We start from the raw sequence: 24,301 nt of genomic DNA, 5'->3' as shown, positions 1-24,301 counted from the left end.
GAGATGTCCGGCAGGACAGAGGGGGGTGCTTCGCGCCAACCTCTCCATTCCCGCCACAAGAACAGTCGCCCTCACCGCTTCACCTCCCACGTCGTCACACGTTCGCCGGTGACCGGGTCCTTGCCGTCCTTCAGTTGTACGCCTTGCGCCAACAACTCGTCGCGGATGCGGTCGGCTTCGGCCCAGTTCTTGGCGGCGATCAATTCCAGGCGCCTGGCGATCGCCTTGGCGACCGCGGCTTCGTCGACCTTGGCCGCCCCCACATCGAAACCCAGGAAGGCAAGCGCACCCTTCAGCGAGGCCGCTGCGGCGTTTTCGCCATCGCCGCCGAAGTCGACCGCCTCGCCGGCCAACTGGGTCAAAACCTGGAAGGCGGCGTAGGTGGCGAGATCATCCGACAACGCCTGCACGACCTCGGCCGGCAATTGCCCGACCGCCGGCGCCAGATCGGCCGCGCGTTTCCACTTGCGCAGCGTGTTCTCCGCTTCCTCGAGCTTGCGCACGGAAAAGTCGATCGGTTCGCGATAATGGGTCATCAGCATAGCCAGCCTGAGCACCTCGCCGGGCCATTTGCGGCCGCCGAACGTTTCGGTCTCCAGCAGCTCGTTGATCGAGTAAAAATTGCCGAGGCTCTTCGACATCTTCTGCCCTTCGACCTGCAGGAAGCCGTTGTGCATCCAGATGTTGGCCATCACATCGGTGCCGTGCGCGCAGCGTGACTGGGCGATCTCGTTCTCGTGGTGCGGGAAGATCAGGTCGAGACCGCCGCCATGAATATCGAAGACCTCGCCCAGATAGGCGGCGGACATGGCCGAGCATTCGATGTGCCAGCCCGGCCGGCCCCTGCCCCATGGGCTCTGCCAGCCCGGCTCCTCCGGGGACGACAACTTCCACAGCACGAAGTCGCCAGGATTCTTCTTGTGCGCGTCGACTGCAACGCGAGCACCGGCCTGCTGCTCGTCGAGATTTCGCTTCGACAACTGGCCGTAGTCGGGCATCGAAGCGGTGTCGAACAGCACTTCGCCTGCGGCAACATAGGCATGGCCGCGTTTGATCAGGCTTTGAATCAAGGTGATCATGTCTGCCTTGCCGTCGGCACGGGGCTCGACGAACTCGGTGGCGCGCGGCTCGACTGTTGGCTCCAGGCAGCCGAGCGTCGCGACGTCCTTGTGGAATTGGCCCGCGGTCTTCTCCGTCACCCGCCTTATCGCCTCGTTAAGCGACAGTCTGCCGGCTGATATCTCGCTGCCGAAATCGCGCAGTGCGCGTGCATTGATCTTGTCGTCGACATCCGTGATGTTGCGCACATAGGTGACGTGCGTCTCGCCATAGAGATGGCGCAGCAGCCGGAACAGCACGTCGAAGACGATTACGGGCCTGGCATTGCCGATATGGGCGAAGTCGTAGACGGTCGGACCGCAGACATACATGCGCACGTTCAGCGCGTCGATCGGGACGAAATCCTGCTTCGCGCGCGTCAGCGTGTTGTAGAGGCGCAGGCCCTTCGGTGCGTCAGACATTCCATGCCTTTCCGGTTCAGAACTTTTGCCTGGATGAAGCCAGCTCCGCGCCGAGGCGCAAAACGGACTCCAGCCTGCTGGCCGGGGCGTTTGTCCAATCTAGGGGAAGATGAGGCGAAAACGTCCGGACCAGCGCGAAGCTAGCCAATAATGCAAATGCCACAAATGGCGAAAGACGTTTTCATAGGCGGCTTTATCGCCTTGGCCAGTGTTGCCGTCAAGTCGCTTATCCCGAGAAAAACGACGCCAGAACTGGCAAATGCGTCGCCCGATCACACGGAATCAGCCACTGAAACATTTTATTAAACATGTCGGCACAGTCATGAAACATACGCCGGCTAGATCAACCTGCGTCACGATTTGGTCGGATTCGGCCGCCAAACGCAGACACGGAAACGTTATCTGGGAAGAGACACATGCCTCGAAGCAAGCAGGAAGCCAACCGCGCCAAGCAACCAGCGCTGGCAAACCATTATCGCGCAATCGGCCCGGCCGCGATCGTCGCCGCCCTACTCCACACCGCGAAGAAGAAAAAGCCGGTGCAGAAAATCGTATCGCCCCGCGCTGCCTGAAGCAGTGCGCGATCGGCCCAAGGGTCGGAACGAGGCGCCAAACCGCACCTCGAACAGAGTTCCTGCTAAAACAGCGTCATCTGACTGTCGTCCGCGCCGGGTTTCCGGCGCTTGACCTTCTCGGGCTCGGGCCCGATCTCCCCCTTCTCCTGAATCTCCGGCCCGGTGTTGGCGACCTTGTTGACGAGGTCGGAGACCGGAATCGCTTCGAAGAAGTCGCGTTGCGCCGGCCGCAACAGGTCGGCGACGTCGCGCGGCTCAAGTCCGCGGCAATCGAGCCAGCGGGTGAAGTCTTCAGGTGCGATCACCACGGGCATGCGGTCATGGATATGCGCGATGTCGGCATTGGCCTCGACCGTTAGAATGGCGCCGGTGTCCAACTCCGAGCCGCCCGGTTCCGCATAGGTTTCAACCAGCCCGGCAAAGGCGACCAACCCGCCATGCCGCGGCCTGATCCAGTAAGGCTGCCCCTTCCTGCCGCCCGCCTCTCCGGGCCGCGCCTGGCGCCATTCGTAAAAACCTGATGCCGGCACCAGCGCCCGGCGATGGCGCATGGCGGCTTTGAACGAGGCCTTTTCGATCACGCCTTCGGAGCGTGCGTTGAACAGCAGCGGAAATTCGCCGACCTCCTTTACCCAGGCGGGGATCAGGCCCCAGCGCACCAGCATCGGCCGGCGGTCCGGCAGGTTGGAACCCGGCGCCCGCGGCGGGCCTGAGATCGCCATCAGCACCGGCTGCGTCGGCGCTATATTGTAGCGCGTAGGAAACTGCTCCACCTCCGCCAGCCCGAGGAAAGCGGCTGTCTGGTCCGGTGTCGCGGTCAAGGCAAAACGTCCGCACATGTCTATTGGTCCTGATGTCCGGTTTCGAAAGTGGCGATGGAACAGCTGCACTGCAACCGTTAAAGCTGTCCGGCGTCGGCCGGTCCACAACAGGCTGCCGTAAATCAGGGCGATCGGATATCCATGGACGAAGTGCGAAAAGTCATTCCCGCGGTCTCGGTCGCCGTTGTGCGCGGCGACGCCGTGCTTCTGGTCAAGCGGGCGCGACAACCCTCGCAAGGGTTCTATGCATTCCCGGGCGGCAAGGTCGAAGCCGGTGAGACGCTGGAACAGGCGGCACGGCGCGAATTGCTGGAGGAGACGCAATTGCAGGCCGAAAACTACCGACGGCTGCGCGAAATCCTCATCGACGGCACGCTCGACGGGCATCCGGTCGATTACCTGCTGACGGTATTCGGTGCGGCCCATGCCGGGGGCGAGGCCGTGGCCAGCGACGACGCCGAGACCGCCGCCTTCTACACGCTGGCCGAAATGGCTGATCTGCCGCTTGCCGGTTCGGTGCTCGCGGTCGCCGAGGAACTGCTCGGACGGCCGTCGCAAACCCCTGAGCGACCCTGAAATCCGGAATTCGCCCGGCACAATCGCCTTGCAGGCGGCAAATTGTTTGGCCAGATTGACTTATGCGTTGCCTTCCTCTCCTTCTCGCGACATGCCTTGCCGTCAGCCCTGTGGCGGCACGACCGGCGTTCAGCGCCGAGGCACCCTTCGAACCGGGGCTGATGCGGCTGGCGGAGGTTCTGGGGTCGCTGCATTTCCTGCGCAATCTGTGCGGCGAAAAGGGCGACCAGTGGCGCGGCGAGATGCAGAAGCTGCTCGAATCGGAGAACCCGGATCCGCAACGGCGCGCCCGCTTCATCGCCAGCTTCAATCGCGGCTACCGCTCATTCGGCGGCACCTACACGCAATGCACCGCGTCGGCGACCGAAGCCATCGGCCGCTACATGAAGGAAGGCGAGACCCTGTCGCGCGACATCGCCTCGCGCTACGGCAACTAGCGCATATCGCCCAAAGTGCCCTCGCAAGAGCGCATCCGGCCTTCATCAACAGATATCCGGTCCATTGGCGGCGACTGCGGGCATATCCAGCTTGTGTCGAGAACTGTCATGGTGCAATCCTTTTGTTGCGCTTATGCAACAGCGTTAATGAAACGTTAGCGCGCGGATGTGGAATTAACTCAAACTGAAGGTTTTCACCCCGCAGGCACGCCTAATCGGCTAAGTTTGACCAGGATTGAATGCAGCTTCGCAAGCGCAACCGGCCTCCTGTAAAGAACGATCAAAAAAATGTCGTATTTACAAAGACTTATTTGCGGCTGCGTGTAAACGGAACAGATCAAGCCTGATCCATCGACGGATCGCTGCTTGCAAGGGTGGACATCGCTTATGGAACATGGTGTCAACGACATCGACGCGCTGGTCAGGGAAGAAAAGCGCCTGACCGCGGTGGAGAGCCACAGCGAGGCCTGGGCCGAAGGTCTTTCGGCAGGCATAGAACCCGAGATCATCGCCGAAGCGGCGCTTGAAACCGCGTTCGGCGAAATGCTGCGCGCCAACGGCGAGACATCGGCCCTTGCCCTGCTCGACCGCATGCGTGAAAAGGTGATTGCTGGCGCCTTCGAACCCGAACGGCTGCGGCACTGAACCGACGTCCGGTTCTTTGACGGCAAATGCCGCTCGGGCATCATGCCCGGAAGCAGGGAGAAACGGGCAGTGGATTTTTCGATGTCAGGCAAGCCGCGCGGCTTGGTCCTTTGCATCTGTTTCGCCGCGTGCAGTGCCGCAATTCCCTTGGTTGCGTGTCTGGCAAGCAGCCCCGCTTATGCGCTGAGCGAGATCAAGCGCGAAGAATTCCCGTCGCCGATCCAACCGATGGTGGACGACGACGTGTCGTCGCCGGGAAGCACCGTGCCGATACCCGATCCGGTCGGAACGCCATCTTCGACCAGCCAGCCAACCGCTCCGGACAAGGCCGAGCCGGTCACCCCGCCGAACGGCGACGGTGCCACCAACAGGCCGCGCGTCGATCCCGACGCGCCCACGCCGGAGGTCGTCTACGACCTCGGCAAGCTGCCTGAACCGGTGCGGCGCATGCATGACCTGATCATCGAAGCCTGCGAGAGCGGCGACGTCGAAAGACTGAGGCCTTTGATCGGCAAGGGCGACGGCATGACCCAATTGTCACTGACCGACATAGATGGCGATGCCATTACCTTCCTCAAGGGGCTCTCCGGCGACCAGGATGGCCAGGAGATTCTTGCCATACTGGAGGAGGTGCTCAATGCCGGCTATGTCCATGTCGATGCCGGGACGCCACAAGAGCTCTATGTCTGGCCGTATTTCTTCGCTCTACCCCTGGACAAGCTCGACGCCAGGCAACGGGTCGAGCTGTTCAAGATCGTCACCGCGAGTGACTTCGACGACATGAAGCAGTTCGGCGCCTACATCTTCTACCGCGTCGGCATCACGCCCGCTGGGCAATGGACGTTTTTCGTCGCCGGCGACTGAAACTCGGACACGCGAGTGCCTATTCGTGCGGATCGCCTCGTCGAATGGCTGCATCGGGCCCGTTAATATTCCAGTTGCGGAGAAATCAGGAAGGAAACGAAACTTCAGCCAGTGGTCAAAAGAATGCCCTGGCCGAATTTTTCCGCCAAGTTCTGGATAAGCAGCCTTTCAGATGTTGTAAGGCGCTCTTGATCGACAAACCGCCAGTTGCGCTCGTAGATGGCGAAAGCTTCCTCGGCAGGAATTGGGCGCGTTACATCGCGGCTCCAGACGAGTGCCTGGAGCTCCGGAAACTCAGCGGGAACAATCATTGGCGTGATATCTGTGCGCATAACCACTCAATTTAGTGGATCGTGCCTAAGAAATCCAATGATGTGAAATAGCTACGCGGACGGCGCTTCGGAGAACTCCACTGCCCTGCCCTGGCCCGGCGTCGCGATCTCGCCCTCCCACATGATGCGCTGGCCTCGAATGACAGTGCCGACCGGCCAGCCGGTGACTTCCTTGCCGTCATAAGGCGTCCAGCCGGCCTTCGAGCCGGCTTGTGCATTGGTGATGGTCTCGCGCCGCTTCATGTCGACAATTGTGAAATCGGCATCATAGCCGGCGGCGATACGGCCTTTCCTGGCCATGCCGAAGATGCGCTGCGGGCCGTGGCTTGAAAGATCGACGAAGCGCTGCAAGGTCAGCCTGCCGGCGTTGACGTGGTCGAGCATGATCGGCACCAGCGTCTGCACCCCGGTCATGCCCGAGGGCGATGCCGGATATGGTTTTGCTTTTTCGGCCAATGTGTGCGGGGCATGGTCGGAACCGAGTACGTCGACAATGCCTTGCGCGATGCCGTGCCAGACGCCGTCGCGATGGCGCGGGGCACGGACGGGCGGGTTCATCTGGATCAGCGTGCCGAGCCGTTTGTAGTCGTCCGCCGACAGTGTCAAATGGTGCGGTGTCGCCTCGCAGGTGGCGACATCCTTGTGCTGTTCGAGGAACAATATCTCCTCGGCCGTGGAGACGTGCAGGACGTGGATGCGGGCACGGGCGGCCCGCGCGACGCGCACCAGCCGCTCGGTGCAGCGCAGGGCGGCGATCTCGTCGCGCCAGACCGGATGCGATGAAGGATCGCCCTCGATGCGCTCGCCAAGGCGTTCGCGCAGCCGGAACTCGTCTTCCGAATGGAAAGCGGCGCGGCGGCGGGTGTTCCTGAGGATCGACGCGACGCCTTCATCGTCCTCGACCAGCAGGTCGCCGGTGGACGAGCCCATGAAAACCTTTATCCCGGCCGCGCCCGGCAGGCGCTCGAGCTCGGCGACATCGTTGGCGTTGTCGCGGGTGCCGCCGACCCAGAAGGCGAAGTCGCAGTGCATACGGCCGGTGCCGCGTCGGACCTTGTCGGCAAGCGTTTCTTCGCTGGTGGTCAATGGATTGGTGTTGGGCATTTCGAACACGGCGGTGACGCCACCGAGCACCGCCGCCCGAGATCCAGTCTCCAGATCCTCCTTGTGCTCCAGTCCCGGCTCGCGGAAATGCACCTGGCTGTCGACGACGCCCGGAAGGATATGCAGGCCCCGGCAGTCGATCGTCTCGCCGGCCGAGGCCTGGCGCAGATCGCCGATGGCGGCGATGCGCCCATTCTTCACGCCGACATCGCGTTGCCCCTCGCCGTCATGGTTGACCACCATGCCGCCTGTCAGGATGAGGTCGTAGGTGTTGGCCATGCTGATCGATCTCTTGCAGGGGAAGTGTCAGCGGCTTACGTAATGGCCATCTGTTTTGCAAGATCAGGCTTTTATCCGCCCCATGCCCTTTGCCCTGCTGAAAGACCGCGCGCTGATCTCCGTCTCCGGTCCGGATGCCGAACACTTCCTGCAGAACATCCTGACCACCGATCTCGACGCGCTCGGCGCCGGCGAGGCAAAACCGGGCGCGCTTTTGACACCGCAAGGCAAGATCCTGTTTGACTTCCTGATCTCACGGGCCGGCGAAAACGCGTTCCGCCTCGAATGCCGCGCCGACATCGCTGACGATTTCGTACGCCGGCTGATGCTGTACAAGTTGCGCGCCAAGGTCGAGATTGCCAAATCCGAACAGACGCTTGTCTCCATTGCCTGGGGAAATGAGTCAGCTCCCTCAAAGGATTCAACCGTGCTGGCCGACCGGCGCTTTCGCGATGAAAGCGTCACCCGCTCCTATGGCAGCGCTCAAGAGACTGACGACGGTGCCGCATGGCAGGCCTTGCGCATCGCGCATGGCATTGCCGAGAGCGGCACCGACTACCAGCTCGGCGACGCCTTCCCGCATGACGTGCTGCTCGACGAGACCGGTGGCGTCGGCTTCAGGAAAGGCTGCTATGTCGGCCAGGAGGTCGTCTCGCGCATGCAGCATCGTGGCACGGCAAGGCGGCGGGTGCTGATCGTCAGGGCCGAACGGGCCTTGCCTGAGGCCGGCGCCGAATTGACCGTCGACGGGCGATCGGTGGGCACTCTCGGCTCGAATGCCGGCACGATCGGCCTCGGCATCGCCCGTATCGACAGGGTCAAGACAGCGCTCGACGCCGGCCAGCCGATCCTGGCCGGAGACGTGCCGGTTACGGTGGCCATTCCACCTTTCGCCAAATTCAGCTTTCCCCAGGAAGCCGCCGGCACGGAGGAGGCCTGATGGCGGCCGACCGCATCGGTGCGCCGCCACGCGCCTGGCAGCGCATGCTGTCCGGCCGCCGGCTCGACTTGCTCGACCCCTCACCCCTCGATATCGAGATTTCGGACATCGCCCACGGGCTCGCCCGCGTCGCGCGCTGGAACGGCCAAACCCGCGGCGAGCACGCCTTCTCGGTCGCCCAGCATTCGCTGCTGGTGGAAGCGCTGTTTTGCGACCTGATGCCCGATGCGCCGGCGGACGCCCGGCTTATGGCATTGCTGCACGATGCGCCCGAATATGTCATCGGCGACATGATCTCGCCGTTCAAATCGGTGATGGGCGGCAGCTACAAGGACTGTGAACTGCGCTTGCAGCGCGCCATCCATCTGCGCTTCTCGCTACCGCCGGAACCAGGCGCCGGCCTGCGCAAGGAGATCAAGCGCGCGGACCAGATCGCCGCCTATTTCGAGGCAACGCTGCTCGCCGGCTTTTCGACCGCGGAGGCGACCGAGTTCTTCGGTCGTCCACGCGGCTTCAGTGCCGAGCGCTTCGATTTCACGCCGCGCTCGGTAACCTGGGCACAGAATGCCTTCCTGAAGCGTTTTTTCGCGATCGAGAAGTCGCGGCGCAAGGTTGCTACGGCGGTAGGATAGAAAACGCTAAATTAACCGGAACAGCCGACAGTGCGGTGTTCGATCACGAGCCGCAGGCACGCCTCATGCCCGTCGTTGACGACAAGGATGGTTCGACCGTCCCTGAACAGGGGGCCGAAGGCGTGGATCGTCGTGATATGGAAGACGAACTGCGCGAACAAAACGAACGCTTTTCGGCCGCCGTCGAGAACATGTCGCATGGTCTTTGCATGTTCGACGCCGACGAGCGTATGATCATCTGCAACGGCAACTATATCAACATCTTCTGCCTCGACGCCAACGTGGCGCAGCCGGGGATCCGTTTCATCGACATCCTGCGGCACAGCGTCGATGTCGGCATCGCCTCGCAAAGCGCCGAAGAACTTTACGCCATCCGCAAGCCCTATATCGATGGAGCGAAACCCTCGACCTATGAGGAGGCGCTCTCTGATGGACGCATCATCAGCATCTCGCACCGGCCATTGGCATCGGGCGGCTGGGTTTCGATCTACGAAGACATCACCGAGCAGCGGCGCGCCGAACAGGATCTCAAGGAACAGCATCGCCGCTTCGACGCGGCGCTCGAGAACATGTCGCAGGGCCTGCTGATGTATGACGCCGGCGGCAGGCTGATCGTACGCAATCAGCGCATCCTGGAGCTTTATGGTGTGACCGAGGTGGATCTGCCGCTCGGCATGACTCACCGCGAACTCCTCGAACGGCTGGTGCGCCTTGGGGTCTATGCGCCCATAGATGTCGAGGACGAAGTTTCGAGGACCGAGGCTCGCGTGCTGGCCGGCCAGACGCGGTCGACCCCCCGCCGGCTCGCCGACGGACGAACGCTGATGGTTGCCCGCCGGCCGATGAGCGGCGGCGGCTGGGTCGCCACTTTCGATGACGTGACCGAGAGCAGGCTTGCCGAGGAGCGCATGACCCATCTTGCGCATCACGACGTGCTGACCGGGTTGCCCAATCGCTCGGTGTTTCGCGACCGGCTCGACCGGGCACTGGAGGATGCGGCCGCGGGACCGCTGGCAATCTTCTCGCTCGACCTCGACCGCTTCAAGGTCGTCAACGATACGCTGGGACATCCGGCTGGCGACCGGCTGCTGAAAGGCGTGGCCGCAAGACTGCTGCGCTGCGTGGACAACGACGCAGATATCGTCGCCCGTTTTGGCGGCGACGAGTTCGTGATCGTCCAATTCAACGTCGAGGGCCTGGCGAGCGCGGAAAAACTGGCGAAACGCATTGTCGAGGCCATCGCCAAACCATTTCATGACAAGAGCCGGGACATGCATGTTGGCGTCAGCGTTGGCATCGCGCTTTCTCCCGGCGATGGCAGGGACGCCGATACATTGCTGACAAACGCCGACATGGCGCTCTACCGGGCAAAAAGCGAAGGGCGCAACCTGTACCGTTTCTTCGAGCCCGGCATGGATGCCACGGTGCGCGCGCGCCGGGCGCTCGAAGCCGATCTCGATACGGCGCTGCCGAGCCGGGAATTCGATCTCGATTTCCAACCGATCATGGCCATAGCTTCGGGCGAGATTGTCGGCGCCGAGGCCCTGATGCGCTGGCATTCGCCGTCGCGCGGCACTGTGGCGCCGGACGAATTCATTCCGGTCGCCGAGGAAACCGGGCTGATCGTGCCGCTTGGCGAATGGGCGCTGCGAAAGGCCTGTGCGACGGCGGCAGCCTGGCCACCTGGCCTGCGCATTGCGGTCAATGTCTCCGCCGTGCAGCTCAAAAGCGGCGGCTTTGCTCGCAGCGTCATCTCTGCCCTGGCCTTTTCGGGCGTGCCGGCCAGACGACTGGAACTGGAGATCACCGAAACCGTGCTGATGGACGAGAGCAAAGCCGTCCTGAAGACGCTGCGACAGTTGCGTGAACTCGGCATCCGCATCGCGCTCGACGACTTTGGCACCGGCTATTCCTCACTCGGCTATCTCAGGCGCTTTCCCGTCGACAAGATCAAGATCGATCGTTCCTTCATCTCCGACATCGGCAATCTCGACACCGCAGCGATCGTGCGCACGATCATCGGGCTGGGCGCCGAACTGGGCATCACCGTCACCGCCGAAGGCGTGGAAACCGAAGCACAGCTCGACATGCTGCGCCGAAACGGCTGCGTTGAGGCGCAAGGCTATCTGATCGGCGTGCCGTCAAAGGCGGCGGAGATTCAGCACCTGTTGAAATCGAGCGCGGTGCGCAGCCAGACCGGCTGACGCCATAAATCAGCGCAGCGTCTCGATGTATTTTTCGTGGAAGCTGACATAACCCGGCTCGACAACCTTCAGATGCCGCTCGATCAGCGCGTGAAACTCCGGCAACCGGTGGAAGGGCACGCCCGGATAGGCGTGATGCTCGGCATGGAAGGGCATGTTCCAGGCAAGCTTGCGCACAGCCCAGTTGGTCAGCGTCGTCCTGGTGTTCTCTAGCATGTTGGCGACGAAGGGGCAGCGGCCATGCTCGGCCAACAGGTAGAGCCGCAGGAACGGCTGGCCGAGCAGCGCGGGAAAGATCCAGACATGGAGCAGCACCGTTGCCTTGAACCACAGCGCGAGCATCAGCACGACGGCGTAGAAGGCAATCATCGCGCGCGCCTCGGCGCGCACCTTTGGACGCCCCTTTGGGGGCACGTGGTTGTCCTGGCAACGTCCCATGGCATTGGCCTGGAGCGTCTTCAGATGCCCCAACCACACTGGAAGTCCGGAAACGTGGACCAGATACTGCCGCCAGGTTTCCGGCTTCGGGAAATCCAGCTCCGGATCGCGTTCGGGATCCTGGGTGAAACGGTGATGGGCGAAATGGAAATAGCGGAACCAGTCGGCCGGCAGCGCGATCGCGAGGCTGCAGACGCGCGCGACTGCGTCGTTCAGCCATTGCCTTTCGAAAGCCGTGCGATGCACCGTCTCATGCAGCAGCGTGAATAGGAACACGATCAGTATGCCTTGCGGCAGCATCAGCAGCGGCCAAAACGGCACCTTGGCGGCGATCAACCATCCGAGGAGCATGATCGCGCCGAGGTGGAACGCGAGCTGAACAAGGCCAGGCCCATCCGACTTGCCGGTCAGCCGACTGCGCTCCTCGTTCGTCAGCGAGGCGATCACGTCACGATGATCCATAGGGGCATTTCGGCCGATTGAATTCATTCGGTCAGCATACCCCAGCAAGAAACCTTTTTAACAACGAGGATTTCTGCAATATAGATAAGCTGAACTTATCTTTTTGGTCACCGCCATGGTTGCACTGCCATCGTTGCGAGGTCTTCAGGCCTTCGAGGCGGCTGCGCGCACCGGCAGCTTCGCCGCGGCGGCGGAAGAGCTTTCGGTCTCGGCCGCCGCAGTCAGCCAGCTCATCCGCATCGTCGAGGAGCAAGTTGGCCGCAAGCTCTTCCACCGCGCCAACCGGCGTGTCGTCCTGAGCGAGGCTGGCGTCGAGATGCTGCCTCGATTGACCATGGCCTTCCAGGAAATCGGCAGCGTCTCGCGCCAGCTTGCAGGCGATGCGTTCCGCCCGCGGCTCGTCGTCTCGGTCCCGCCGTCCATGGCCATGGGCTGGCTTTCCGAGCGCCTTGCCGGCTTCATCGCCATCCACGGTGCCGTCGACATATCTCTCAGGGGCGATGACGACCCGGTGTCGTTCGACCGCGACCTGATCGACGTCAGGCTCTCCTACGGTCCGCACTATCGTGAGCACCCGATCGAGGACATTGTCCAGGACGCGGTCTATCCCGTCTGCGCGCCAAAGCTCGCCAGCGTGCTGGAGGCGGATGGCGGTCCGCTCGCCGGGCTGCCCCTGATCCACACCGACTGGGGACCGACCGGCGCATCCTTTCCCTCATGGCGCAGTTGGTTCGAGGCGGCCGGCATAGCGCCTGGGCGCGGCATTCAGCGCGGCCTGTCGGCAAACTCCTCGCGCGCGGCGCTCGACCTCGCCATTTCGGGACTGGGCGTGGCGCTGGCGCAAGGGATCTATTGCGCCGAGGCCGTGGAGGACGGCCGGCTGGTCCGGCCTGTCGCCAAGGCGATTGCGCTGCGCCAGCCCTATTGCCTGACAATTCCGCAGCGGAGCGCAAGAAGGGACGTCGTGGCGGCGTTCCGTGACTGGCTGGTCGATGAATGCCAGCGCGTGGTGAACTCGCCGGCGCTCCGCTGAGCCAGCAAGCGGCGATGGTCAGAGGTGCCCGCTCAATGCCTCGACCATGTCCTTGTTCGCCGCCACGGGCACGATCTCGAACTCCACCAGATCCGCCCACTCGATCACCCAGCGCTGCAGCAGCGTGACGTCGTCGGTCTCCACCAGCAGGAAACAGCGGCTCATGTCCGCCGCGATCCAGCTATGGTGCACCAGAAGCTCCTCGGGCTTCAGGCGACCGTAATCGCGGAAGCGGCGGTAGATCTCCTTGCGGTCGCAGCCGCGAAAATCCTCGGTCACCAAAAACAGCATCTCTGCCCCCGATTGGATGATTATCGGCCCGGCCGCTCCAAACGTTCCAGGAACCATTGGGTCAGCCGTACCCAGACCTCGTCCTTCTCGCCGGAGTCCTCCCAGCCATGATCGAGGTTGGGATTGTCGTTGACCTCGATGACGAAGACGCCGTCCTTGGTCTCCTTGAGGTCGACGCCGTAGAGGCCGTCGCCGATGCAGCGCGCCGCCTTGACTGCCGTCTCGACGACATGGGGCGGCGTCTCCTTCAGCGTGAAGGTCTTGATGCCGCCCTGGTCGGGCTTGCCGCTGGCCTTGTGGTTGACGATCTGCCAGTGCTTCTTGGCCATTAGGTAATGTACGGCAAACAGCGGTTGGCCGCCGAGCACGCCGACACGCCAGTCATATTCGGTCGGGATGAATTTCTGCGCGATCAGAAGATCGGAATCCTCCAGCCATTCGGTGGCGAGTGTCTTCAATTCCTCGAAATTGGCGCATTTCTTGACGCCGCGCGAGAAGGAGGAATCCGGGATCTTCAGCACCAGCGGAAAACCCAGCGTCTGCGCCGCGAGTTCAAGGTCGGAAGTGCCGGCTATCATCACGGTCGGCGGAACCGGCACCTTGTTGTAGGCCATCAGCTCGTTGAGATAGACCTTGTTGGTGCAGCGGATCATCGACAGCGGGTCGTCGATGACCGGCATGCCTTCCTGCTGGGCGCGGCGCGCGAAACGATAGGTATGGTTGGAGATCGAGGTGGTCTCGCGGATGAACAGCGCGTCGTAATTGGCGAGCTTGGCGAGGTCCCTCTTGGTGATCGGCTCGATTTCGACGCCCATCTTTTCGGCGATCCTGGCCCAGTAGCGCAGCGAGGAGATTTCCGAGGGCGGCAATTCCTCATGCGGATCGACCAGCGTGGCGAAAGTGTAGCGCGCCGGCGTGCGGCCCTTGGTGTCGCGCCATTCGCGATTGGTATAGGTGTCCAGGCATTGCAGGAAGAAGCTCTCCTCCTCCTCGGTCATACGCGCCAGGGGATGAAAGCCGATCTTGCGGATCGAAGCCCATTCGGCACTATCCTTGATGTGGACCTCGAGCGCCGGCGCGCGGAACCAGTCGAACAGGAGCTTGGCGAATCGGTCCCACACCTTGGACGGGCCAATGCCGAAGAAGATGCAGACCTTCGCAGGAAAAGCGCCGCCAAGATCCTTGCGGCACTTGTTGAGCGCCAGCTCCAGTTCGGGCAGCGCATGTTCGTAAAGCTTGCGCTCCGACAGATCGATCATGGTTTCGACGGTCGGGATGACCTTGTGACCGCGCGAACCCGCCAGCAGCGAGGCATAATAGCCGCGGCTCTGGTAGCCGTAATTGTTCGACAGGTTGATGACTTTGGGACGCTGGCCGCGAAACAGCGCCGGATGCGCGAGATAGTCGCGGTTCGTGATAATCTTGTGCGGTGTCGCCACCTGGTCGAGATCGCTCTGCCGGCCAGTTAAGATAACCCAGGTCATTGTTATCAGCGCTTCCCCAGAGTGATGGCGGCGCGCAGTCCGTCGCGGCCGAACTGCGCCATGTTCATAAAGATGCCGTAAGGCACGGGAATGTTGGCGGCATCAAGGATGGTCTCCTGCCTCTCGTCCTCAACCCAGGGATCGTGGATCAGGATATGGTCGCCGTCGTCGCCGATGGCCAACACCCAGTGCGGCACCTTCTTGCCGAACATCAGGAAGCCGCTGATCAGCACCAGCACCAATTTTCCTTTCGCGATCGCGGCGCGAATGTCGTCGATGGTGAATGAACGGTAATTCACCGGGATGCCGTAAAGTTCCGCGCGTCGGCGAAAGTCGACCTGGGCCAGTTCCATCACCCGGCGCTTGTCCGCGCTGCGCACCGACTGGAGGAACAACGCGCCGTAGAACGACACGTAAATCTCGGCCGCAAGGCCGCTCTCATAGCCGGCGACCGCGAGGCCGAACGGCTCGCAGCCACCCGGGCCCGACATCATGAAGACGGTCGTCGCTTCGCGCCAAAGACGAATTTCCCTGACCGGGTCCGGTACGAAGTCGTGATCGAAATTGCCCATGGCCATCATCAGGCAGCAGGGACCGCAAGTGAATTCGCAGGTCTGCTGGTAGAATGGCACGCTCGTGGCGGCCGGAAGTTCGCCGCGCAAGGTCTTCTCGTAGCGCAGTGCCGTGGCGCCGTCCTCGTAGTAACCGGGTTCGCGGCCGATCTTGCGGTAGCCGGCCTGCTCGTAGATGCCGATGGCGCGGGCATTATCCTCCCGCACTTCTAGGCGCAGCATCATGCGGTCGTGTTCGAAGGCCGCCTCCTCCGCCGCCACTAGCAACCGGCGGCCGATGCCGAGGGCGCCAAAAAAGGGACTGGTGGCGATCGAATAAAGGCGCGCCACGCCGCTGCCCTTGCGAAACAGCACAATCGCATAACCGGCGACGCGGCCATCTCTTTCGGCGACCAGCGTCTCGGCGGTCTCGCGCTCGATGAACTGTCGGAAGGAGCGACGGGAAATGCGGTCGCTGGAGAAAACAGCTTTCTCGATGGCGGCGAGATCATCGACGTCAGTCGCGCGGGCCGTGCGGATCTCGGCAGGCATGCGGGCTTGGAAAACCTCGATTGGGTTGTGATGAAGGCCCTATTCGAAACGTCCAGACACCAGCCCAAAACGGCAGCGCCCATCCAGCGCTATCGCACCTCGATTAGGGCCGAATTGTGACAGATTCGGCGCCAGCCCGGGAGGACAAAGGCTTTGAACCAGGTCACCGTTTTCGAGTAGGCGGCGGCGCCAAAAACGATGCTGTTCAACTCGCCAGGCCGGCCAGAAGCTGGCTGTAGGCGCTCTTGGCCACGATGGCCAATTGCTCGCGCGGCACTGAGCCGACGACAGCGCAGCCATAGCCCTTGTCCAGCCAGTAGACCGCCTGCGGGCCGGCTTGCGCCGAAGCGTAGGTCCCCCTGGCGTTCTCCACCGATTCGGCCGTTACAAAGAGCGATATGCGCTCGCCCTTGTCGTCTTCATAGAGCAGCATTGCCGCCTTGCTCTCGCCAGCCGGTAGCAACCTGCCGCCGACCAGTTGGAACCCGCTGCCGGTCAAGTCCGGCGCAACCAGCTTCAATCCGACCCGGTTGGACAGCCAGGTCAGCAGATGGTCCCTGTCGCTTGCCGGCACTTCCACCGCATGCCGCTTCTCGGCGGCATAGATGACATGCGCGGCGATCGCCTGCTCGGCCAACTGATCCTCGGCCTGATCTTCCCGGCCAATACCGTCGCTGCCGGCAAAGTAGCCGCCAAACCCGCCCGCGGCCAGTAGACCGGCAGCGGCGGCGGCAAGCCACCAGCGCGAGCGTGGCATTGGCGTCCTGGCTGGCGTCTCGCCAAGCACCACCTTGCGCAACCGCACCGGCACCGGCTCGTCGATCACGCCAGCGAAGGCATCTCGCAATGCCGTCCTGTCGGCGATGAAACGGGCGCTTTTCGCCTTCATCTCGGGAGTGGCGTCGAGCCATGCGTCATAGGCGGCGCGCTCATCGGCCGGCAACTCGCCGTCGAGTGCCATGTGGATGTCGCGTTCGGAGAAATCGCGGCGGATCATTTCTAGACGATCCTTATCGAACGGCGGCGTGCCGTGTCGTCCAGCAGTCCGCGCAACTCCTCGCGCCCGCGCGCAATGCGCGACATCAGCGTTCCGGCCGGCACGCCCAGGATGTTGGCGGCCTCGGCATAGGAAAAGCCTTCGATCGCGACCATAACGAGCGCTGCACGGCGGTCGGGGCTGATCGCCTGCAATGCGTCAACGATCTCGCGCGAGGCGATGCTTTCCACCTGCTCGGCCGGCTGTGCAATCGCCTCGCCCGCTTCCAGCGGCAGCATCGCGGCTTCGCCGCGCCGGTTCACTTTGCGCATCTGGTCAATGAACAAATGATGCATGATCGTAAACAGCCACCTCCTGGGGCTTTCTCCCGTCTGCCAGTTGTCGAGCCGCATGAGGGCCCGTTCGAGACAGTCCTGGACGAGATCGTCGGCGGCATCGCGGTCGCGCAACAACGAGCGTGCGTAGCGGCGCAGGCGCGGTATTTCGCCGAGGATTGCTGCCTTCTTTTCGTCCATGACCGCTGGTTTTCGGAATTGCCCTATTCATCAGATTGAACGCGCCTTCGCGGCGCGACGCAAGCAGCCAGTGCGAAGCGGTCCACCGCCCCGGTCACCCAAGCAATGATGTAACGATGGGAGCGGCGGGTTTATTCCCGCAATCAACAGGAGGCCAACTACGCCAAATCGGTCTTGAGAAAGTCATTGCCTTTAAAGAGCAACGGAACATCAAGAGCCTTGGCGCAGGCGTAGGAAAAGCAATCACCAAAATTAAGGTCGGCCGGATGACCGACCGCTTTGCTGTACCGGATGCTGGCATCAATGGCGCGCCCACCGATATCCTCGTTGATGGTTACATTGCGAGCGTCGATCTCAACAATGAACGCATCGACCAGATTGCGCGCCGCAGACAGCATTCCGGGAGTCGGCTTTTTGGCACCGGCATTCACTCGCCCGAGGGCAAGCGTAGCTTCGAGCCGAACAAGCGCTGAAATGTACAGCTGACCGTCGACGTCGGCGATCCGCTTCAGCAATTCCTCCCAACCCGATTCCTTGGCGAGAATTGCAACGACAACCGATGCGTCGACAAACATCAGTCTTCCCACATCTCGTCCATGAATGCCTTCATATCGAAGGTGGTGTCGGACGGCCCCAACGCCGCTGCTTGCGCTTGAAGAACGGCAATCCTCTCCCGCAGCGGTTTGCGGGCGCGGCTTCGTTCAAGTTCGTGCAAAAGCGCGGTTCGCACGGCTTCCGTTTTGCTCGGCGCATTCGTCTCGCGCTGCAATTTCGTCGCCAGAGCATCTACCTCATCGTCGCGGATATAGAGCGGCATTTGAATATCTCCCGTGGAATATTCATATATTCCATTTTGAATATTCAAACAATGCTAACCCTCAAGTCTCTTTCGCCGCCCTGGTCAAAAGCCGCTGGTAAAACAGGCCGATGCCGATCAGCACGGCGCCAAGGCCGATGAAGGACAGTGCGCGAAGCACACCCTCCAGCTCCGACATGTCGAAGAGGAACACCTTCAGTACGGCGACCGCGATCAATGCGGCCGAGGCGATGCGCAGCACCTGTGATTTCAGCCAGACGCCGGCGGTCAGCAGCGCCACGCCGATGATCAGCCAGAGTGCCGAATAGGTGTAGGTTTCCAACTGGCCAAGGCCGCTCCACAAGCCGATGAACTCGCCCTTGAACAGGCGCCGCACCGACAACGTGGCATAGGCGAAGGCAAGCAGTGCCGCCACCAGCGCCAGCATGGCGGCATACCATTTCGGCCGCTTGTTGCGGGCATAGAGCGCAAGCCCTCCGGCCGCGACCGCCGGCAGCAGATAAGCGAGGAACAACAGGTTGAAGACCGGGATCTGCCCGGTCGACTCGTCGGTGAAAAGCGGGTTCAGCACCAGGAAATGCTGCACGACGATGAAGGCGACCGAGATCACGCCCGCCGCCATGGACCCGTAGCGCAGCACGGAACTTGGCGAGCGCCTGTCGATGGCCACGAGTATGGCGCCGGCGCCGATCGCGATCAGCGTGTAGATGGCCTGTTCGGCAAGTGTGGGCGCATCGCTGTTGAGGACACCGCCATGCATGGCGTGGCGCACCAGCATGGCAAGCGTCAGCAGTGCAAACAGCGCCGCCGAAGCTTCCATGGCCAGGCGCGGCCGGCCGTCGGTGGTGCGGGCCAGTTGCCAGGCGGCGAAAGCGGAGGCGAGCGCCGGCACGCCATAGCTCGGCAGCAGCCAGTTGAAGACCGGGGTCGTCGACAGGAACTCGGGGCCAACGACGGTCGGATCGAAGATGACACGACCAAGCACCGCCGCGACCGCGCCGACGGAAATCCAGCCGAGCACCGGATAGGAACGCCAGCGCGTGGCCAGCGCCGGCACGATTGCGGCCGCACCAAGCAGGATGGTTGTCCAGCCGGAACTGAAGGCCATATGCAGCATCAGCAGGCCTGCGAGCGCGGCTCCGCCGAGCGCGAAGGATACGGCGGCCCTGCCCTGCAACGGCGGTTGCTCGCCGCGCGCGATCCACTCGCCCACGGCAGCGAAAACCACGACCAGCAGCGCCGCCACGGCGGCGTAGGCAAGATCGCGGTCGAGATTGCCGAACGTGAACCAGAGTGCCAGCAGGACGACCAACGGCACGATGACGCCCCACGCCGCCCATGACGCAGCGCGGAAGTGGGGCGCGGCGGCAAATTTGCGGGCGGCCCAGAAACCGGCGCAGATGAAGACAAGGCCAAGCGCAACACCGATGCGCAAGGTCAGTGCGTTCGATGTCGCCAGGGGCACGGCGTCGATACCCAAGACGTCGCCGGAAAAATCGGAAGCGATCGAAGTCGGCGGGATGATGCCGAGATAGATCAGCACCGTCACCAGTCCCGCCGCATAGAGCAGTGGCAGCGCCGGGGGGCGGTAGAGCGCGACGGCCACCATCGCGGCGAGCACGACGGCTCCCGGCAAGGCATCGCCGGCAGCGACGAAGGCCGCATCGACCGAAAGGTCCAGCGCCGAGAGGGCAACAAACAAGCCCGGCGCGACGGAGGGCCAGTCGAAAGCCCTGCCTGATCCGCTTTCGTCGCTGCGGCGGCCGAGCCAGACGAAGGCGAGCACGGCCAGCGTGACGGTGTTCACGAACAGGATCACGGATAAATTCGCGCCCGGCGCATCGGTCATGTAGAGGATCGTCCAGATGCCGGTACCGACAAAGGCCGCCGTCATCAGCAACTTCCAATCGCGCATGCGGGCAATGACGCCGCTGGCGGCAAGCACGATCGCCAGATAGCCGAACAGGGCCCAGGGATTGGGCGCCCGAGAAGCGATCAGCATCGGCGTCCCCATGGCGCCGACCAGGCCGATACCAGCCAGCGCCTGGCCGTGGACAAGGGCGGCGGCAATCGTCGCTATGCCGATGGCGCCGAGCAGCGTGAAGGCGAGCGCCGGCCCGATAAATCCGTAGATGCCATGTGCGGCATAGACGGCGCCAAACAGGATGAAGGCGCCCGCCGCAGTCAGGATCGCCGGGATGTAGGCGCCTGCGGCGCCTTGCACGGGCACCCTGAAGCCGGTGCGGCGAATGAATTCGCCGGCTGCAATCAGCACAAGGCCGAGCAGCCCGGCCATGGTCAGCCGCACACCGGGGCCGAAAATTCCGGCTTCGATCGTGTAGCGGATGAGAAACAGGCCGCCCAGCGCCAGTGCCAAACCGCCGACCCAGACCGCCCAGCGGGTGCCGAGCGCCGTTTCGATATCGGGTTTGCCGGGCGCTTTCACCGCTGCGACAGGCTCGGATTCTGCTACCTTGGGCGCCGCCTCGCCTGGTGTCCATGGTCCCGGCTTGACCTCGTCCGTCGCGGCGTCGGTTTCCAGAGCCGGCAGCGCCTGCCCGGTGGCTGCCTCGCTGGCCGTTGGCGAAACGACCACGGCCGCAGCAACAACGGCTTCGGCCGGCTGGCCCTCGGTCGCCGCCGGTTCGGACTGCTTGGCGAGAGGCGGCACGGCGCCGGAAAGGACGAGGCTCCGCAGTGCGCCTAGCTCACGCTCGATCAGTCCGATGCGGCTCTGCTGGCGCGAAATGATGACGAACAGCGCGATGATGGCGACAAGGCCGATCAGGCTTTCAAACATGGCGGCTCCCCCAAACCAGACCAGTTGCTACTGACAATCAAATGTGGCCTGCAAACGACCAGCCAACGGCCGTCGGATCGGCGGCTGGAAAGATCGAGCATGTTTCGGCGTCGAAAGCCAGCGGCTTGCGCCCATTGGCCCTCGGCATCGCTTGCGAATGGCCGGTTTCCGGAACATTGCCTGCCAAACCCGCAGCCGATGGCCTATGATACCTTGGCCGCAAAGGGTTCTCCAAGCGACGTCATGGGAATACGTATGCCGCAACGAAGCGCAGGACTGCTGATCTACCGGCGAAACGCCGGGGCCCTCCAGTTCCTGCTCGTCCATCCGGGTGGACCGTTCTGGGCAAGAAAAGACGAGGGGGCATGGTCTATCCCCAAAGGGCTCGTCGACGAAGGCGAGGACGAGTTGAAAGCCGCCCGACGTGAGGCGGAAGAAGAACTCGGCGTCGCCATCAACGGCGACTTCCAGCCTGTCGGCAGTTATCGGCAGCCTGGCGGCAAGATCGTGAGTGCGTGGAGCGTCGAGGCCGATGTCGACACCGATGCCATCAGAAGCAACATGTTCACCATGGAGTGGCCGCCAAGGTCGGGATCCATGAAGGCATTTCCCGAAGTTGACCGGGCCGGTTGGTTTTCAGAGTTGGAGGCCGGTCTCAAGATACTCAAAGGCCAGCGCGCGATCCTGGACGATTTCGTGGAACGGCAAAAAGCCGGATAGGCGCCTGCTGTTCTCACCGGTCGTCCAGTGCGTGTTTGGACGATCCTTATCGTGCCGCCAGATTGGCGGCCGGGAAGATCGAGCATGTCTCGGTGCCGAAAGCCAGCAACTTGCCGCCGGCATCCTTCAACGTCGCCTCGGATACCGCCAGCGTGCGACCCTTGTGAATAACCTTGCCCTCACAGACCACCTCTCCGGTCCTGGGCGTGATCGGCCGCGTCAGGTTCACCTTGAATTCCGCCGTCGTATAGGCCTCGCCTTTTGCGAGCAGCGTCTGCACGGCGCAGGCAAGCGCCGAATCGAGCAGTGTCGCCGCCCAGCCGCCATGCACGCCCCCCAACGGGTTCAGGTGGCGCTCGTTCGGCACACCCCGAAACACGGCACGGGAAGCTGAGCTGGAAGGAAATCGGCGGCGCCGGATATTTGCCATCGATGATGCGCTGCAAAAGTTCCAGGCCGGTGTAGGCAAGCATGTCGGCATGCGGAATGGTGCCGAGGCCGAGCGGCGAGACCCGGCCTGGATAAAGTTCCACTTCGCTCATGTGATGATTTCTCTCGCGGCGGTTTCTCCCGACAGGCCTTTTGTCGTGTGGTGCTTGCGCAGCGCGGCGAGGAAGCCGGAGCGCGCGTCCGGCTGCTCGATGCCGCGCGGCTCGTAGACGTGACGGGTGAAGAAGAAGCCGGTGAGCCGGAAGGCATCCTGGATCGCCGCCGGATCGGCGCGCAGGCCGGAGCCACGCAGGAAGGCCGGCAGCGCCAGCATCTTGTCGCGCCAAGGCGCGCCGGCTTCCCGCGACACCGCTCGGCCCGATTTCGGCGAGACATAGGCAAGATCCTGCCGCGTGCCGGTCGCGGCGCACTGGCTGAGATCGAGACCGAAACCCAGTTCGTCGAGGATCAGGAGCTCGAAACGGGCCACCAGTTCGCCGGCCGCATCGACGTCATCGAGATGCACGATCATCACCGACAGCGCCTCGTAGAGGCCGCCATGGGCGTCGCGCTCGGGCAACAGGCGCAGATGCGCGGCCATGGTCTGCAGGCCATACACGGCGACCGCACTCTCCATCAACCTGGCCGCATTCATCTCGATCGCTTCGGCCTGGAACGTGCCGAGGTGCTCATCAAGGCGCGCCCGCCAAAGCAGGTCGACACGGTTGCCGGGCTGGAGAACAGGCTGCTGCTTGCGCGAGCGCCCGCCACGCACGAGGCCGAGATGGCGGCCATGCGCACGCGTCATCACCTCGAGGATGGCGCTGGTTTCGCCATGCTTGCGGGTGCCGAGAATGATTCCCTCGTCGCGCCATTCCATGCCTGGAGCATTTCACCGATCGGGTGGCGAAATCAAGGTACGGGCTTGGTGCCTGGGCTGGCTCTCGCAAGGGTGCATAAAAAGCCGCCCGCAGCACAGCTGCGGGCGGGTCTGGTGGGGTCAGTCGATCCGTTAGAACGAGCGCTGGAAGCGGAGGATGCCGCCGACGCTGCTCTTCTTGTCGGCCTTGGTCCAGTTGTTGAAGTCGGCGTCGTCGAATTTTCCTGCATTGAGGTAATCGACTTCAGCCGTGATCGTGTAACCGGGCACAATCGTGTATGCGACGTTGGCAGCGACGCCGAGGTTCTTCCAGTCGTCATAGGAGATCTGGGCGTTGAACGAGGTCTTGTCGTTGAACTTGTAGGTGCCGCCACCCCAGATCGCCCAGTTTCCGCCCCACGGCTTGTATTGGGTGCGGCCCGTGCCGAAGTCGTTGATGTTGTCGTTGGTGCCGTAGCCGCCCATGACGAACAGCGTCAGTTCCTTGCCGACATTGACGTCCAAGCGAACCTTGCCGGCCACTTCCTCGTAATTGCTATCATAGGCGACGACGCCGGTGACCGCACCCCAGTCGCCCTTGTACTTCAAGCCGCCGACGACATGCGGAACATAGCTGTCGATCGTGTTGACGCCGGTACCTTCTTCGAGCGAGACCACGGCCGAGAAGCCGCTGCCAGCGTCAAAATAGTACTGCACGACGTTGGTATCCTTGATACCGTACGGGATGATCGTGTCCTGGATGACGTTGCCGGCATAGCCGATAAACGAATCGTATGCCGTTTCATCCTTACCGACGCGCAGGCCGCCGAGCTGAATCCAGGCGAAGTTGAGGGTGGTCGCCTTGTTGCCGGCCTGCCAGCCAGTGCCGCCAGTCTCATAGTCGCCGCTGCTGTTGCCAAATTGAAAGCGAGTCTCGGTGTAGGTCTTCAACGTACCGAGCTCGGTTTCCTGGCCGGTCCAGGTCTTCAGCGCGAAGCGCATGTTCTTGTAATAGGTGTCGTGGCTATCGCCGTCCATGTGATCGGCAACGTTGTTGACGCCATCCAGCGTGCCGCTGTCCCCGACGCCTATGTCATAGCGGAGATAGCCGCCGATGCGCAGGCAGGTCTCGGTGCCGGGGATATAGAAGTAGCCGGCGCCGTAGACGTCGCAGATCCTGACGTATTCAGCGGGTTCCGGCTCGGCGACGACGACAGCGTCAGCGGCGCGAGCGCCGGAGACCGCGATCAGTGCCGCGGCTGAGCCGAGAAGAAGGCTCTTGATGTTCATTTTCTGACCTCTCCAGTCAAAGTTAAAAATGGCTTCGGATTTTGGTTGGCGGATATATTTTCCCGCCTCACCACAACGAAAAAGGCCCGCACCGCGTCCCCTTTTCGCGGCGAACATACCCATCAATCTTCCGC

25 protein-coding genes and 1 pseudogene are annotated in these 24,301 nt (G+C 62.7%); 10 read left to right on the top strand and 16 right to left on the bottom strand.

Going from position 1 to position 24,301, the window contains the following annotated elements; genetic code table 11:
* Positions 1–71: 71 nt before the first annotated feature.
* Complete coding sequence (gene cysS / locus FJ986_RS00680; protein WP_140673143.1) at positions 72–1,520, bottom strand: cysteine--tRNA ligase; 1,449 nt, start codon at positions 1,518–1,520, stop codon at positions 72–74.
* A 416-nt stretch (positions 1,521–1,936) separates the two neighbouring features.
* Here cysS and FJ986_RS00675 point away from each other — a divergent pair, with 416 nt between their 5' ends.
* On the top strand, positions 1,937–2,092 hold the full coding sequence (locus FJ986_RS00675; RefSeq protein ID WP_140494544.1) for a hypothetical protein: 156 nt from the start codon (positions 1,937–1,939) through the stop codon (positions 2,090–2,092).
* Between the two features lie 65 nt (positions 2,093–2,157).
* Here the strand turns inward: FJ986_RS00675 and FJ986_RS00670 are convergent, their stop codons facing one another.
* The gene (locus FJ986_RS00670; protein WP_140673141.1) at positions 2,158–2,934 is read right to left on the bottom strand and encodes an SOS response-associated peptidase; all 777 of its coding nucleotides are present in this window, start codon (positions 2,932–2,934) and stop codon (positions 2,158–2,160) included.
* 123 nt (positions 2,935–3,057) lie between these two features.
* Between FJ986_RS00670 and FJ986_RS00665 the strand changes: the two genes are divergently transcribed.
* The 4 genes from FJ986_RS00665 (at position 3,058) to FJ986_RS00650 (ending at position 5,438) form a co-directional block, all read left to right on the top strand.
* Positions 3,058–3,492 carry an NUDIX domain-containing protein gene (locus FJ986_RS00665; protein WP_140494548.1) on the top strand — a complete coding sequence of 145 codons (435 nt, stop codon included), beginning with the start codon at positions 3,058–3,060 and terminating at the stop codon, positions 3,490–3,492.
* Between the two features lie 62 nt (positions 3,493–3,554).
* Positions 3,555–3,929 (top strand): TIGR02301 family protein, encoded by a 375-nt coding sequence (locus FJ986_RS00660; protein ID WP_140494550.1) that lies wholly within the window; start codon positions 3,555–3,557, stop codon positions 3,927–3,929.
* A 387-nt stretch (positions 3,930–4,316) separates the two neighbouring features.
* Positions 4,317–4,574 (top strand): hypothetical protein, encoded by a 258-nt coding sequence (locus FJ986_RS00655; RefSeq protein WP_008874920.1) that lies wholly within the window; start codon positions 4,317–4,319, stop codon positions 4,572–4,574.
* A 69-nt stretch (positions 4,575–4,643) separates the two neighbouring features.
* Positions 4,644–5,438 carry a hypothetical protein gene (locus tag FJ986_RS00650; RefSeq protein WP_181181838.1) on the top strand — a complete coding sequence of 265 codons (795 nt, stop codon included), beginning with the start codon at positions 4,644–4,646 and terminating at the stop codon, positions 5,436–5,438.
* A gap of 104 nt (positions 5,439–5,542) precedes the next feature.
* Here FJ986_RS00650 and FJ986_RS00645 read toward each other — a convergent pair whose 3' ends face one another.
* Both FJ986_RS00645 and FJ986_RS00640 read right to left on the bottom strand, forming a co-directional pair.
* A complete protein-coding gene (locus FJ986_RS00645; RefSeq protein WP_140673139.1) occupies positions 5,543–5,770 on the bottom strand; it encodes a hypothetical protein in 228 nt (75 codons plus the stop codon).
* Positions 5,771–5,821: 51 nt separating this feature from the next.
* Entirely contained in the window at positions 5,822–7,153 is a 1,332-nt protein-coding gene (locus tag FJ986_RS00640; RefSeq protein ID WP_140673137.1) for a dihydroorotase, read from the bottom strand.
* Between the two features lie 82 nt (positions 7,154–7,235).
* Here FJ986_RS00640 and FJ986_RS00635 point away from each other — a divergent pair, with 82 nt between their 5' ends.
* The 3 genes from FJ986_RS00635 (at position 7,236) to FJ986_RS00625 (ending at position 10,929) form a co-directional block, all read left to right on the top strand.
* A complete protein-coding gene (locus FJ986_RS00635; protein ID WP_140673135.1) occupies positions 7,236–8,093 on the top strand; it encodes a folate-binding protein YgfZ in 858 nt (285 codons plus the stop codon).
* Positions 8,093–8,725: an HD family hydrolase gene (locus FJ986_RS00630; protein ID WP_140673133.1), complete on the top strand. Its 633-nt coding sequence runs from the start codon at positions 8,093–8,095 to the stop codon at positions 8,723–8,725. The genes FJ986_RS00635 and FJ986_RS00630 overlap by 1 nt, the downstream gene beginning before the upstream one ends.
* Positions 8,726–8,790: 65 nt before the next feature.
* Positions 8,791–10,929 (top strand): EAL domain-containing protein, encoded by a 2,139-nt coding sequence (locus FJ986_RS00625; RefSeq protein ID WP_140673131.1) that lies wholly within the window; start codon positions 8,791–8,793, stop codon positions 10,927–10,929.
* 9 nt (positions 10,930–10,938) lie between these two features.
* Here the strand turns inward: FJ986_RS00625 and FJ986_RS00620 are convergent, their stop codons facing one another.
* Positions 10,939–11,829 carry a fatty acid desaturase family protein gene (locus FJ986_RS00620; RefSeq protein WP_140673129.1) on the bottom strand — a complete coding sequence of 297 codons (891 nt, stop codon included), beginning with the start codon at positions 11,827–11,829 and terminating at the stop codon, positions 10,939–10,941.
* A gap of 115 nt (positions 11,830–11,944) precedes the next feature.
* On the opposite strand from FJ986_RS00620, the gene FJ986_RS00615 reads away from it, so the two are divergent.
* Positions 11,945–12,862: a LysR substrate-binding domain-containing protein gene (locus FJ986_RS00615; protein WP_140673127.1), complete on the top strand. Its 918-nt coding sequence runs from the start codon at positions 11,945–11,947 to the stop codon at positions 12,860–12,862.
* Positions 12,863–12,880: 18 nt separating this feature from the next.
* Here FJ986_RS00615 and FJ986_RS00610 read toward each other — a convergent pair whose 3' ends face one another.
* The 8 genes from FJ986_RS00610 to FJ986_RS00575 form a co-directional block, all read right to left on the bottom strand.
* Positions 12,881–13,153 (bottom strand): DUF3303 family protein, encoded by a 273-nt coding sequence (locus FJ986_RS00610; RefSeq protein WP_140517813.1) that lies wholly within the window; start codon positions 13,151–13,153, stop codon positions 12,881–12,883.
* A gap of 20 nt (positions 13,154–13,173) precedes the next feature.
* Complete coding sequence (locus FJ986_RS00605) at positions 13,174–14,637, bottom strand: RimK family protein (RefSeq protein ID WP_140494569.1); 1,464 nt, start codon at positions 14,635–14,637, stop codon at positions 13,174–13,176.
* A gap of 5 nt (positions 14,638–14,642) precedes the next feature.
* Positions 14,643–15,740, bottom strand: a complete 1,098-nt coding sequence (locus FJ986_RS00600; RefSeq protein ID WP_140555797.1) for a GNAT family N-acetyltransferase/peptidase C39 family protein — start codon at positions 15,738–15,740, stop codon at positions 14,643–14,645.
* 205 nt (positions 15,741–15,945) lie between these two features.
* The gene (locus FJ986_RS00595; protein ID WP_140555798.1) at positions 15,946–16,737 is read right to left on the bottom strand and encodes an anti-sigma factor; all 792 of its coding nucleotides are present in this window, start codon (positions 16,735–16,737) and stop codon (positions 15,946–15,948) included.
* A 2-nt stretch (positions 16,738–16,739) separates the two neighbouring features.
* Positions 16,740–17,252 (bottom strand): RNA polymerase sigma factor, encoded by a 513-nt coding sequence (locus FJ986_RS00590; protein ID WP_140555800.1) that lies wholly within the window; start codon positions 17,250–17,252, stop codon positions 16,740–16,742.
* 158 nt (positions 17,253–17,410) lie between these two features.
* Entirely contained in the window at positions 17,411–17,827 is a 417-nt protein-coding gene (locus FJ986_RS00585; protein WP_140520684.1) for a type II toxin-antitoxin system VapC family toxin, read from the bottom strand.
* Positions 17,827–18,069: a type II toxin-antitoxin system VapB family antitoxin gene (locus FJ986_RS00580; RefSeq protein ID WP_140520954.1), complete on the bottom strand. Its 243-nt coding sequence runs from the start codon at positions 18,067–18,069 to the stop codon at positions 17,827–17,829. Before FJ986_RS00580 ends, FJ986_RS00585 begins: the two co-directional genes overlap by 1 nt.
* Before the next feature lie 61 nt (positions 18,070–18,130).
* Positions 18,131–20,869, bottom strand: coding sequence for a DUF2339 domain-containing protein (locus FJ986_RS00575; RefSeq protein ID WP_140673125.1), 2,739 nt, complete (start codon positions 20,867–20,869; stop codon positions 18,131–18,133).
* Between the two features lie 255 nt (positions 20,870–21,124).
* Here FJ986_RS00575 and FJ986_RS00570 point away from each other — a divergent pair, with 255 nt between their 5' ends.
* Positions 21,125–21,589 carry an NUDIX domain-containing protein gene (locus FJ986_RS00570; protein ID WP_140520686.1) on the top strand — a complete coding sequence of 155 codons (465 nt, stop codon included), beginning with the start codon at positions 21,125–21,127 and terminating at the stop codon, positions 21,587–21,589.
* 46 nt (positions 21,590–21,635) lie between these two features.
* On the opposite strand, the pseudogene FJ986_RS31135 reads toward FJ986_RS00570, so the two are convergent.
* From FJ986_RS31135 to FJ986_RS00555, 3 genes and pseudogenes are all read right to left on the bottom strand, one after another.
* Positions 21,636–22,131 (bottom strand): annotated as a pseudogene (locus FJ986_RS31135) (PaaI family thioesterase).
* Positions 22,128–22,898 (bottom strand): DNA repair protein RecO, encoded by a 771-nt coding sequence (gene recO / locus FJ986_RS00560; protein WP_140494585.1) that lies wholly within the window; start codon positions 22,896–22,898, stop codon positions 22,128–22,130. Before recO ends, FJ986_RS31135 begins: the two are co-directional and overlap by 4 nt.
* 132 nt (positions 22,899–23,030) lie before the next feature.
* Complete coding sequence (locus FJ986_RS00555; protein ID WP_140517808.1) at positions 23,031–24,167, bottom strand: porin; 1,137 nt, start codon at positions 24,165–24,167, stop codon at positions 23,031–23,033.
* Between the last annotated feature and the right edge of the window lie 134 nt (positions 24,168–24,301).

This window comes from Mesorhizobium sp. B1-1-1 (assembly GCF_006442955.1).
Classification (GTDB): domain Bacteria; phylum Pseudomonadota; class Alphaproteobacteria; order Rhizobiales; family Rhizobiaceae; genus Mesorhizobium.
This window is presented reverse-complemented; position numbering and strand designations above follow the sequence as displayed.

Bases quoted from the DNA above. Each gene is read 5' to 3' on its own strand.
- FJ986_RS00675 (WP_140494544.1), top strand. From the start codon at position 1,937: ATGCCTCGAAGCAAGCAGGAAGCCAACCGCGCCAAGCAACCAGCGCTG.
- FJ986_RS00670 (WP_140673141.1), bottom strand. From the start codon at position 2,934: ATGTGCGGACGTTTTGCCTTGACCGCGACACCGGACCAGACAGCCGCT.
- FJ986_RS00610 (WP_140517813.1), bottom strand. From the start codon at position 13,153: ATGCTGTTTTTGGTGACCGAGGATTTTCGCGGCTGCGACCGCAAGGAG.
- FJ986_RS00605 (WP_140494569.1), bottom strand. From the start codon at position 14,637: ATGACCTGGGTTATCTTAACTGGCCGGCAGAGCGATCTCGACCAGGTG.
- FJ986_RS00615 (WP_140673127.1), top strand. From the start codon at position 11,945: ATGGTTGCACTGCCATCGTTGCGAGGTCTTCAGGCCTTCGAGGCGGCT.
- cysS (WP_140673143.1), bottom strand. From the start codon at position 1,520: ATGTCTGACGCACCGAAGGGCCTGCGCCTCTACAACACGCTGACGCGC.
- FJ986_RS00625 (WP_140673131.1), top strand. From the start codon at position 8,791: ATGCCCGTCGTTGACGACAAGGATGGTTCGACCGTCCCTGAACAGGGG.
- FJ986_RS00580 (WP_140520954.1), bottom strand. From the start codon at position 18,069: ATGCCGCTCTATATCCGCGACGATGAGGTAGATGCTCTGGCGACGAAA.
- FJ986_RS00555 (WP_140517808.1), bottom strand. From the start codon at position 24,167: ATGAACATCAAGAGCCTTCTTCTCGGCTCAGCCGCGGCACTGATCGCG.
- FJ986_RS00620 (WP_140673129.1), bottom strand. From the start codon at position 11,829: ATGGATCATCGTGACGTGATCGCCTCGCTGACGAACGAGGAGCGCAGT.
- recO (WP_140494585.1), bottom strand. From the start codon at position 22,898: ATGGAATGGCGCGACGAGGGAATCATTCTCGGCACCCGCAAGCATGGC.
- FJ986_RS00665 (WP_140494548.1), top strand. From the start codon at position 3,058: ATGGACGAAGTGCGAAAAGTCATTCCCGCGGTCTCGGTCGCCGTTGTG.
- FJ986_RS00570 (WP_140520686.1), top strand. From the start codon at position 21,125: ATGCCGCAACGAAGCGCAGGACTGCTGATCTACCGGCGAAACGCCGGG.
- FJ986_RS00630 (WP_140673133.1), top strand. From the start codon at position 8,093: ATGGCGGCCGACCGCATCGGTGCGCCGCCACGCGCCTGGCAGCGCATG.
- FJ986_RS00660 (WP_140494550.1), top strand. From the start codon at position 3,555: ATGCGTTGCCTTCCTCTCCTTCTCGCGACATGCCTTGCCGTCAGCCCT.
- FJ986_RS00635 (WP_140673135.1), top strand. From the start codon at position 7,236: ATGCCCTTTGCCCTGCTGAAAGACCGCGCGCTGATCTCCGTCTCCGGT.
- FJ986_RS00655 (WP_008874920.1), top strand. From the start codon at position 4,317: ATGGAACATGGTGTCAACGACATCGACGCGCTGGTCAGGGAAGAAAAG.
- FJ986_RS00590 (WP_140555800.1), bottom strand. From the start codon at position 17,252: ATGGACGAAAAGAAGGCAGCAATCCTCGGCGAAATACCGCGCCTGCGC.
- FJ986_RS00595 (WP_140555798.1), bottom strand. From the start codon at position 16,737: ATGATCCGCCGCGATTTCTCCGAACGCGACATCCACATGGCACTCGAC.
- FJ986_RS00575 (WP_140673125.1), bottom strand. From the start codon at position 20,869: ATGTTTGAAAGCCTGATCGGCCTTGTCGCCATCATCGCGCTGTTCGTC.
- FJ986_RS00600 (WP_140555797.1), bottom strand. From the start codon at position 15,740: ATGCCTGCCGAGATCCGCACGGCCCGCGCGACTGACGTCGATGATCTC.
- FJ986_RS00585 (WP_140520684.1), bottom strand. From the start codon at position 17,827: ATGTTTGTCGACGCATCGGTTGTCGTTGCAATTCTCGCCAAGGAATCG.
- FJ986_RS00645 (WP_140673139.1), bottom strand. From the start codon at position 5,770: ATGCGCACAGATATCACGCCAATGATTGTTCCCGCTGAGTTTCCGGAG.
- FJ986_RS00640 (WP_140673137.1), bottom strand. From the start codon at position 7,153: ATGGCCAACACCTACGACCTCATCCTGACAGGCGGCATGGTGGTCAAC.